Annotated in this window: 8 protein-coding genes; 5 read left to right on the forward strand and 3 right to left on the reverse strand. The window is 74.1% G+C overall.

What is annotated here, in order from left to right; genetic code table 11:
* The first annotated feature begins 41 nt into the window (after nt 1-41).
* Genes WN71_RS11440 through WN71_RS11455 form a run of 4 tightly spaced genes read left to right on the forward strand, consistent with a single transcriptional unit; the run spans nt 42 to nt 3,997 of the window.
* Nucleotides 42-887, forward strand: coding sequence for an SAM-dependent methyltransferase (locus WN71_RS11440; RefSeq protein WP_420856492.1), 846 nt, complete (start codon nt 42-44; stop codon nt 885-887).
* 22 nt (nt 888-909) lie between these two features.
* Nucleotides 910-2,313, forward strand: coding sequence for a glutamine synthetase family protein (locus WN71_RS11445; protein WP_046591004.1), 1,404 nt, complete (start codon nt 910-912; stop codon nt 2,311-2,313).
* 1 nt (nt 2,314) lies between these two features.
* Entirely contained in the window at nt 2,315-3,445 is a 1,131-nt protein-coding gene (locus WN71_RS11450) for an amidohydrolase family protein (protein WP_046591005.1), read from the forward strand.
* A gap of 15 nt (nt 3,446-3,460) precedes the next feature.
* Nucleotides 3,461-3,997 carry an NUDIX hydrolase family protein gene (locus WN71_RS11455; protein WP_107469629.1) on the forward strand — a complete coding sequence of 179 codons (537 nt, stop codon included), beginning with the start codon at nt 3,461-3,463 and terminating at the stop codon, nt 3,995-3,997.
* Between the two features lie 46 nt (nt 3,998-4,043).
* Here WN71_RS11455 and WN71_RS11460 read toward each other — a convergent pair whose 3' ends face one another.
* From WN71_RS11460 to WN71_RS11470, 3 genes are all read right to left on the reverse strand, one after another.
* Nucleotides 4,044-7,421 (reverse strand): pyruvate carboxylase, encoded by a 3,378-nt coding sequence (locus tag WN71_RS11460; protein ID WP_046591007.1) that lies wholly within the window; start codon nt 7,419-7,421, stop codon nt 4,044-4,046.
* A 314-nt stretch (nt 7,422-7,735) separates the two neighbouring features.
* Nucleotides 7,736-8,668, reverse strand: a complete 933-nt coding sequence (locus WN71_RS11465; protein WP_046591008.1) for a carbohydrate kinase family protein — start codon at nt 8,666-8,668, stop codon at nt 7,736-7,738.
* Nucleotides 8,665-9,396 (reverse strand): class II aldolase/adducin family protein, encoded by a 732-nt coding sequence (locus WN71_RS11470; protein WP_079177808.1) that lies wholly within the window; start codon nt 9,394-9,396, stop codon nt 8,665-8,667. The genes WN71_RS11465 and WN71_RS11470 overlap by 4 nt, the downstream gene beginning before the upstream one ends.
* A 78-nt stretch (nt 9,397-9,474) precedes the next feature.
* Here WN71_RS11470 and WN71_RS11475 point away from each other — a divergent pair, with 78 nt between their 5' ends.
* Entirely contained in the window at nt 9,475-10,098 is a 624-nt protein-coding gene (locus tag WN71_RS11475; RefSeq protein WP_046591009.1) for a TetR/AcrR family transcriptional regulator, read from the forward strand.
* Nucleotides 10,099-10,159: the final 61 nt, after the last annotated feature.

A 10,159-nucleotide genomic window follows, 5' to 3' on the forward strand; every position in this document is an offset into this window, starting at 1 on the left:
CCGGGACAGGCTGATCATCGGGCGGCAGAATGGCGACGGACGTGACGGACGACACGAAGGGCGAGGACGACGTGACCGACAACACCCATCCCCCGACAGGCGGATCGGCGAGGCTCAACACCTCCGTGGCGCACAACGCGCGGGTGTGGAACTACTGGATCGGCGGCAAGGACAACTACGAGGTCGACCAGCAGGTCGGCGAGCACGTCGCGACGATGTTCCCGGTGATCCGTGAGGTGGCCCGCGCGGACCGTGACTTCCTCGGCCGGGCTGTGACCCATCTCGCGGCCGAGCGCGGGGTGCGCCAGTTCCTCGACGTCGGCACCGGGCTGCCGACCGTGGACAACACGCACGAGATAGCCCAGCGCGTCAGCCCGGACTCCCGGATCGTCTACGTCGACAACGACCCGATCGTCCTGGTGCACGCGCGCACCCTGCTCACCAGCACCCCCGAAGGCGTCACCGACTACATCGACGCCGACGTGCACGACCCGGCGGCCATCGTGGAGCGGGCCGCCGGGACGCTGGACCTCGGACAGCCGGTCGCGGTGATGCTGCTCGGCATCCTCAACTTCGTGCTGGACACCGACAAGGCCCGGGAGATCGTGCGCGAGCTGGTCGCCGCCGTGCCCTCGGGGAGCTTCCTGGTCCTCACCCACCCGACCTTCGACGCCGAGTACGGCGGCGAGGGCAACATCCCGGCGATGGAGTTCTGGAACGAGAACGCCGTGCCGCCCATCACCGCCCGCAGCCACGCGGAGATCGCCTCCTTCCTCGACGGACTGGAGCTGGTCGAGCCCGGCCTGGTGTCGTGCTCCCGGTGGCGTCCGGAGGACGGATCGGCAGCCGTCGTACCGCAGTTGGGCGCGGTGGCCGTGAAGCCCTGACCGACCTCGACGAGGAGGACGTATGACCACCCTTGCCGATCCCGTGCCCGGCGGCCGTCCGGGCGACGTGGAGCGGGCCGGGGCGCTCGCCGCGGAGCTGTCCGGGCGGGGGGTGCGCGGTGTCGTGCTGGCCTACGTCGACACGGCGGGCGTGTGCCGGGTGAAGACCGTACCGACGGGGAAGCTGCCCGCCGCGGCCGAGTGGGGCGTCGGGATGTCGCCGGTCTTCGACACCTTCCTCGCGCACGACTCCATCGTCACCACCGACGTCCTCGGCTCCCCGGACGGCGACCTGCGCCTCTACCCGGACCTGGACGCGCTGGTGGCGCTGGCCGCGCAGCCCGGCTGGGCGTGGGCGCCCGTCGACCGGATCACGCAGGAGGGCGAGCGGCACCCGGGCTGCTCGCGCACCTTCCTGCGCCGGCTCGTCGCGGACGCGGAGCGGCGGCTCGGGATCACCTTCCGGGCGAGCGTCGAGGTGGAGTGGAGCCTCGGCCTCGACTCCGCGCGGGACGGCGCGTTCGTGCCGGCGGTCGAGGGACCGGCGTACGGCGCCACCCGGCAGGTGGGGCTGAGCGACTACCTCGCCGAGCTGCTGGAGGCGTTCGCGCAGCAGGGCGTGGAGGTCGACCAGCTCCATCCCGAATACGCGCCGGGGCAGTTCGAGATCTCGGTGGGCGCGCTCGACCCGGTGGGCGCCGCCGACCGGAGCGTGCTCGTGCGGCAGACCGTGCGGGCCGTGTCCGCGCGGCACGGGCTGCGGGCGTCGTTCTCCCCGGCCGTCACCGGCCAGGGCGTCGGCAACGGCGGCCATCTGCACCTGTCCGCCTGGCGCGACGGCGGCAACCTGCACAGCGGCGGGAGAGGGCCGTACGGCATGACCGCGGACGCGGAGGCGTTCACGGCCGGGGTGCTGGCCCGGCTGCCCGCGCTGTGCGCGGTCACGGCGCCCAGCCCGGCCAGCTATCTGCGGCTCAGACCCTCGCAGTGGGCGGGCGTGTTCACCGCGTGGGGCCGGGAGACCCGCGAGGCCGCGCTGCGGGTCGTCACCGGCTCCGAGGGCCACCGCGACCGGGCCGCCAACCTGGAGGTCAAACCGGTCGACCTGGCCGCCAACCCCTATCTCGCGCTCGGCTGCGTGATCGCGGCCGGCCTGGACGGGATCGCGTCGTCGGCGCGGCTGCCCGCCGAGACCACCGGCGACCCGGTCCGGCTCGGCGCCGCGGAGGCCGCCGCGCGCGGGGTACGGCGGCTGCCGGAGTCCCTCGCCGAGGCGGTGGAGGAGTTCCGCAAGGACGAACTGCTGCGCGGCACGCTCGGCCCGGTCCTCGCCGACGCCGTGATCGCCGTACGGCGGGGCGAGATCGAGGCCGCGCGCGGCCTCGACGACGACCGGGTGGCGGCGGCGTACCGCTGGGTCCACTGACATGGGCGCGGTCCGCGAGGCGCTCGACGCGCTGGCGCTGGTCGACCACCACTGCCACGGCGTGGTCACCGCCGACCTCGACCGGCCCGCCTTCGAGTCCCTGATCACCGAGGGCTCCCGGTGGCCCGGCAGCGGCGTCTCGCCGTTCGACAGCCCGGTCGGCGTGGCCGTACGACGGCACTGCGCGCCCCTGCTCGGCCTGGAGCGGCACGCCCCGCCCGAGGAGTATCTGGCGCGCCGGGCCGAGCTCGGCTGGCGGGAGGTGCACCGCCGGCTGCTCGGCGCGGCAGGCACCGGCGTGTACTGCGTCGACACCGGCTACGCGCCCGACGACGTCACGACCCCGGCCGAGCTGGCCGGGGAGCGGGCGGCGGCGTACGAAGTGGTGCGGCTGGAGAGCGTCGCGGAGGCGGTGGCCGCGCGCGGGGTGGAGCCGGACGGCTACGCGGACGCGTTCCGCGCGGCCGCGCTGGAGGCCGTGGGGCGGCCCGGGGTGGTGGCGGTGAAGTCCGTCGCCGCCTACCGCACCGGCTTCGCGCTCGACCCGGACCGGCCCGGTGACGCGGAGGTCGGGCAGGCGGCCCGGCGCTGGCTGGCCCGCGGCGGCCGGCTCGACGACCCGGTCCTCGTACGGCATCTGCTGTGGACCGCCGTGGACCTGGGACTGCCGCTCCAGCTGCACACCGGGTTCGGCGACAGCGACCTGCGGCTGCACCGGGCCGACCCGGCGCTGCTGACCGACTGGCTGCACCGGATCTCCGGCACGATCCCGGTACTGCTGCTGCACTGCTGGCCGTACCACCGTCAGGCGGCCTATCTGGCCACCGTGTTCGCGCACGTGTACCTGGACGTGGGGCTCGCCCTGCACTACGTCGGCCCGGCGCGGGCGTCCGCGGTGCTGGCCGAGGCGCTGGAGATCACCCCGTTCCGCAAGCTGCTGTACAGCTCTGACGCCTATGGCGTGGCCGAGTTCCACCTGCTCGGCGCGGTGTCGTTCCGGCAGGGACTCGCCGCGCTGCTGCAGGAGCGGGTCGACGCGGACGAGCTCTGCCTCGCCGACGCGCTGCGGATCGTCACATGGACCGGCGCGGACAACTCCCGTCAGGTCTATCGCTTTTCCGCCACCTCCTGAAAGTATGATCAAGCAATGTCTGACATGACCGAGACCACGCCCGGCTGGCTGAGCCCCGACGAGCTCGAACTGGCGCGGGCCCGTATGCCGATCCTGTACGTCGAGGCCGTGCCGGTGCGGGTGGACGACAGCGGTGAAGTCGTCAGCATCGGACTGCTGCTGCGCATCGGCCCGGACGGCACGGTCAGCCGGACCCTGGTCTCCGGCCGCGTGCTGCACCACGAGCGGGTGCGCGACGCGCTCCTGCGCCATCTGGAGAAGGACCTCGGGCCGGTGGCGCTGCCCCGGGTGCCGGCCGCGCTCCAGCCGTTCACGGTCGCGGAGTACTTCCCGACCGCGGGCATCACGCCGTACCACGACCCGCGTCAGCACGCGGTGTCGCTGGCGTACATCGTGCCCGTCTCGGGCGACTGCCGGCCCCGGCAGGACGCGCTGGACCTGGTGTGGTTCAGCCCGCAGGAGGCGCTGTCGCCGGCCGTGCTGAGCGAGATGCCGGGCGGTCACGGGGTGCTGCTGCGGCAGGCCCTCGCCCATGTGGGCGTGCTGTCCTGAGGGGTGAGTGAGGCGGGCCGCGCGGCCCGCCTCACCCGCCCTCGGCTCACTCGATCCGCAGCAGCAGGTCCCCGCCCTCGACCTGCTGTACGGAGCCGATCGCGAGACGCGCGACACGGCCCGCGCGCGGCGAGGTGATCGCCGCCTCCATCTTCATGGCCTCGATGGTCGCGACGGTCTGCCCGGCGTCGACCGAGGCGCCCTCCTCCACCTGGAGGGTGACGACACCGGCGAACGGCGCGGCGATCTGCCGGTCGTCGCCGCGGTCGGCCTTCTCGGCGACCTTCACATCCGTGGCGACGGAGGTGTCGCGCACCCGGACCGGTCGCAACTGCCCGTTCAGGGTGGCCAGTACGGTGCGGTAGCCGCGCTCGTCGGCGTCCGAGATGGCCTCCAGCTCGATGATGAGCGTGACGCCCTGGCCGAGGGTGACCGTGTGCTCGGCGTCGTGTTCGAGGCCGTAGAAGAAGTCCTTGGTGGAGAGCACCGAGGTGTCGCCGTAGGTCTCGCGGTGGGTCTCGAACGCCTTGGTGGGGCCGGGGAACAGCAGCCGGTTGAGGGTGGCGCGGCGGTTCTCCGCGAGGCCGAGCCGGTCGTCGGCGGTGAGTTCGGGCGCCTTCGCCGCGGCGGGCCTGCCCTCCAGGGCGCGGGTGCGGAACGGCTCGGGCCAGCCGCCGGGCGGGTCGCCGAGTTCCCCGCGCAGGAAGCCGATGACCGAGTCGGGCAGGTCGAACTTGGCCGGGTCGCCCTCGAAGGCGCCGAAGTCGACGCCCGCGCCGACCAGGTGCAGCGCGAGGTCGCCGACGACCTTGGAGGACGGGGTGACCTTGACCAGGCGGCCGAGCATCCGGTCGGCGGCGGCGTAGCAGTCCTCGATGAGTTCGAACCGGTCGCCCAGACCGAGGGCGATGGCCTGCTGGCGCAGGTTGGAGAGCTGGCCGCCGGGGATCTCGTGGTGGTAGACGCGCCCGGTGGGCGAGGCGAGCCCGGACTCGAAGGGCCGGTACACCTTGCGGACGGCCTCCCAGTACGGCTCCAGGTCGCCGACGGCCTGGAGGGAGAGGCCGGTCGCGCGGTCGGTGTGGTCGGTGGCGGCGACCAGCGCGGACAGCGACGGCTGGCTGGTGGTGCCCGCCATGGACGCGACGGCCGCGTCGACGGCGTCGACCCCGGCGTCGATCGCCGCGATCAGGGTGGCGAGCTGGCCGCCCGCGGTGTCGTGGGTGTGCAGGTGGACCGGCAGGTCGAACCGCTCGCGCAGCGCGGCCACCAGCGTCCGGGCGGCCGGCGGGCGCAGCAGCCCCGCCATGTCCTTGATGGCCAGGACGTGCGCGCCCGCGTCGACGATCTGCTCGGCGAGGCGCAGGTAGTAGTCGAGGGTGTAGAGCCGCTCGGCCGGGTCGGAGAGGTCGCCGGTGTAACAGAGGGCGACCTCGGCGAGCGCGGTGCCGGTGGCGCGGACGGCGTCGATCGCGGGGCGCATCTGGGAGACGTCGTTGAGGGCGTCGAAGATGCGGAAGACGTCCATGCCGGTCGCGGCGGCCTCGGCGACGAACGCGTCGGTGACCTCGGTCGGGTAGGGCGTGTAGCCGACGGTGTTGCGGCCGCGCAGCAGCATCTGGGTGCAGATGTTCGGTACGGCCTCGCGCAGCAGCGCGAGCCGCTCCCAGGGGTCCTCGGCGAGGAACCGCAGGGCGACGTCGTAGGTGGCGCCGCCCCAGCACTCCAGGCTGAGCAGTTCGGGCGCGGTGCGGGCGACGTGCGGCGCGACGGCGAGCAGGTCGCGGGTGCGCACCCGGGTGGCGAGCAGCGACTGGTGGGCGTCGCGGAAGGTGGTGTCGGTGACGGCGACGGCGCGCTGGGCCCGCAGCTCGGCGGCGAAGCGCTCGGGGCCGAGTGCGGCGAGCCGCTGCCGGGAGCCGGCCGGGGCGGGGGCGGTGAGGTCGGTGACGGGCAGCTTGTCGACGGGCTCCACGACCACCGGGCGGGGTCCGTGCGGCTTGTTGACGGTGGTCTCGGCGAGGTGGTGCAGGATGCGACTGCCGCGGTCGGCCGGGGGCCGGGCGCGCAGCAGTTGGGGCCGCTCGTCGATGAAGCTGGTGGTGACCCGGCCCTCCTGGAAGTCGGGGTCCTCCAGCACGGCCGCGAGGAAGGGCAGGTTGGTGGAGACGCCGCGGATGCGGAACTCGGCGATGGCGCGCCGGGCGCGGCGGGCCGCGTTGGTGAAGTCGTGTCCGTGGCAGCTCAGTTTGACCAGCAGAGAGTCGAAGTGGGCGCTGACCTGGGCGCCGGTGTGCACGGTGCCGCCGTCGAGGCGGACGCCGGGGCCGCCCGGGGAGCGGTAGGCGGAGATGACGCCGGTGTCGGGGCGGAACCCGTTGGCGGGGTCCTCGGTGGTGATACGGCACTGGAGCGCGGCCCCGGACAGGACGATGTCGTCCTGGGTGAGGCGCAGTTCGGGCAGGGTCAGGCCGGCGGCGATGCGCAGCTGGGCGATGACCAGGTCCCGGTCGGTGACCTGTTCGGTGACCGTGTGCTCGACCTGGATGCGCGGGTTCATCTCGATGAAGACGTGCCGGCCCTGCCCGTCGACGAGGAACTCGACGGTGCCCGCGTTGACGTAGCCGATGTGGCGGGCGAAGGCGACGGCGTCGGCGCAGATCCGCTCGCGCAGCGCGGGGTCGAGGTTGGGCGCGGGCGCGATCTCGACGACCTTCTGGTGGCGGCGCTGCACCGAGCAGTCGCGCTCGTAGAGGTGGACGACGTTCCCGGCGCCGTCGGCGAGGATCTGCACCTCGATGTGGCGCGGGTCGACCACGGCCTGTTCGAGGAAGACGGTGCCGTCGCCGAACGCGGACTCCGCCTCCCGCATGGCCGCGTCGATCGACTCGCGCAGTTCGGCGGGTTCGGCGACGCGCCGCATACCGCGGCCGCCGCCGCCCGCGACGGCCTTCACGAAGAGCGGGAAGCCGACCTCGTCGGCGGCCGCGAGCAGGGTGTCGAGGTCGCGGGAGGGCGCGGAGGAGCCCAGCACGGGCACGCCGGCCTCGCGGGCCGCCGCGACCGCGCGGGACTTGTTGCCGGTCAGGTTCAGGACCGGCGCGGGCGGGCCGACGAAGGTGATGCCCGCCTCGGCGCAGGCGGCCGCGAGGTCCGGGTTCTCCGACAGGAAGCCGTAGCCGGGGTAGACGGCGTCCGCGCCGGCCAGCTGCGCCGCGCGGATCACCTCGGGGACGGAGAGGTAGGCGCGCACCGGGTGGCCGCGCTCGCCGATCTGGTACGACTCGTCGGCCTTGGCACGGTGCAGCGAGTTGCGGTCCTCGTGGGGGAAGACCGCCACCGTGGAGATCCCGAGCTCGAACGCGGCCCGGAACGCCCGGATCGCGATCTCGCCCCGGTTGGCGACCAGCACTTTCGTGAACAAGCGGACTCCTCGGCGTCGGGGAGGAACACAGGTGCGTGCTCCGGAGGCGCTGTGCGGCACAGTCTTCCGCGCCGTCGGCCTTCTCTGTACCCGATCGGGCCGTACGGGCGCAGCAACGGCGGGCCGATGTGGCCCGTGTCTCGCGGTCCGGGAGTCACGGGTCACCTGGAGCCGGTGGGTGCGCGTGCGCACGGCCGGGGTGAGGACGCCCCCCCCGGGGGAGCCGCGGGCCCGGCGGTGCCGGTCGGACGGCGGGCGGTGCGGAGCGCCTCGTTCGGGTCGGCCGGTGCTCGTCGGCGAGGAGTCCGCCTCGTTCAGGTCGCGCGGGTCGGCCGGGTGGCCGCCAAGGCGTCGGCCGCGGCGAGGTCGAAGTCCCCGTGGTCGCTGCCGAGTCCGCCCGCCACCAGCGCGGCGGCCGCGTTGCCGAGCACCGCGCACGCGCGTGGGTCGCGGCCGAGGGCGGCGGCGCGCAGGAAGCCGGCGGAGAAGGCGTCGCCGCAGCCGGTGGTGTCGACGACGTCCACGGCGAACGCGGGCACGGTCTCGACGCCGTCGGCGGTGACGAGGACCGCGCCGTCCGCGCCGCGGGTCGCGGCGACCAGTCCGGCGCCCGCGGCCAGCAGCTTCTTCGCGCCGGTCACCACGTCGTCCTCGCCGCTGAAGCCGAGGACCTGGTCGTCGTTGGGCAGCAGGAGGTCGACGTACGGCAGGAGCGGCTCGATCTGCTCGAAGCTGCCGAGGACGCCCGGGGCGAGCAGGTCCACGGAGGTGACCGTGGCGTGCTCCCTGGCGTGCGCGAGGATGCGGGCGGCGACGTCGGCGCCGATGAGTTCGGGGCCGCCGAGGTGCAGATGCGTGGCCTCGGCGACGGCGTCCCAGGGCACGTCGTCGAGGCCGTAGGTGATGTTGGCGCCCAGCAGGTGGAGCGAGGGCCGGTCGCCGTTCGGGCGGATGGGCAGGACGCTGGCGGAGGTGGCGGTGTCGTCGCGCCGGACGAGGAAGCCGGTGTCGACGCCGCCCTTCTCCAGCAGGCGCAGCAGCAGGTCGCCGGTGGCGTCGGTGCCGATCGCCCCGGCGCCGCGCACGGTCGCGCCGAGCTTGGCGAGGGTGAGGGCGGTGCCGCCCGCGGTGCCCGCGGCGGTCATCCGGATGTCGTCGACGAGGGTGGCGCCCTGCCCCTCGGGTATGGCCTCCACCGGCCGCACCAGCACGTCCAGCACGTGCACGCCCAGCGTGACGACGTTCATCGGCTCTCCTCCTGCACGGCGGGTCGGGGGTGGGCCACGTGCTCGGGACCCCGTACGTCGTCGGGGTCGAGCGGTCTGGTGGTGCCGTAGTTGCGGGCGAGGGCGGCCTCGATGACGGCGAGCTGCTGCTGCTCGTCGAGGACGCGCGGGGTGCCGTGGGCGGCGGCGTGGTGGTAGACGCCGCAGGCCCATTCGAGCAGCAGGGCGTGCTCGACGGCCTGGTCGAGGGTGGTGGCGTGGGTGAGCGCGCCGTGGTTGGCCATGAGGGCGGCGCTGCGCCCCTCCAGTGCGCCGATCACCGACTCGGCCAGTTCGGGGGTGCCGAAGGTGGCGTACGGCGCGACCCGGACGCTGCCGCCGAGGGTGAGCAACTGGTAGTGGACACAGGGCAGTTCGTCGAGCACGCAGGACAGGGCGGTGGCCATGGGGGCGTGCGTGTGGACGACGGCGCCGGTGCCGTAGCGGCGGTAGACGCCGAGGTGCAGGTCGAGTTCGGAGGTCGGGCGCAGGGTTCCCGCGACCACCTCGCCGTCGAGGTCGACCACGGTGACCTGGCTCGCGGACAGGGTGGCGAGCACGGCGCCGGTCGCGGTGATGGCGACCCGTCGCCCCACCCGCACGCTGACGTTTCCCGCCGTTCCGATGAGCAGTCCGGCCGCACCCAGTCGGCGGCAGGCGTCCGCCACGGTGACCCGCTCGTGGCGCAGTGCGGAGCTTGAGTCCGTCATGGACGCGAAGCTAGCCTAAAGCTGAAACAAAGTCACCTTCATGTTCAGGGTCCGGGGTTCGAGGTTCGGAGGTCTTCGGTGAGTGAGCGGGCGGCGCTGCGGCGCACCCCTCGGCAGGCGCGCAGCAGGGCACGGCTGGTCCGGGTGCTGGACGCCGCGGAGCGGCTGCTGGTGCGCGAGGGCGTGGCGGCGCTGACGACGACGCGGGTCGCGGCGGAGGCGGGGGTCTCGGTCGGGTCGCTGTACCAGTACCTGCCGGACCGCGACGCGATCATCGACTCCCTGGCGGCCGGGTACTTCGCCAAGCTGGAGGCGGCGATGGACGAGCTGGTGCGGGCCGCGGCCGTCGAGCGCTGGCCGGACCCGGTCGGCGTGCTCATCGACGCGTTCGCCGCGCTGTACCGGACGGAGCACGGCTTCCGCGCGCTGTGGTTCGGCAGCGGGCTGACGGAACGCACCCGGGCGGCGGACCGCGAGCACAAGCTGCGGATGGCCGACGGGGTGCGGGGGGTGCTCGTGGCGCTCGGCCTCGCGGTGGACGACGTACGGCTGGAGCGGGCGTGCCGGGCGGCGGTGCTGGCGGCGGACGCGCTCGCGCAGGAGGCGTTCCGGCGGGACCCGGAGGGCGACGCGGCGCTCCTGGAGGAGGCGAAGGCGATGCTGCGGGCGTATCTGGGGGTGGTGACGGGGCGGACCGGCTGACGCCGGGGTCCCGGTCGGCGGGGCACGCGGATCGGGGCGGCTGATGGGGGCGGCTGAAGGG

This window comes from Streptomyces mangrovisoli, from assembly GCF_000974985.2.
GTDB classification, from domain to species: Bacteria; Actinomycetota; Actinomycetes; order Streptomycetales; family Streptomycetaceae; genus Streptomyces; species Streptomyces mangrovisoli.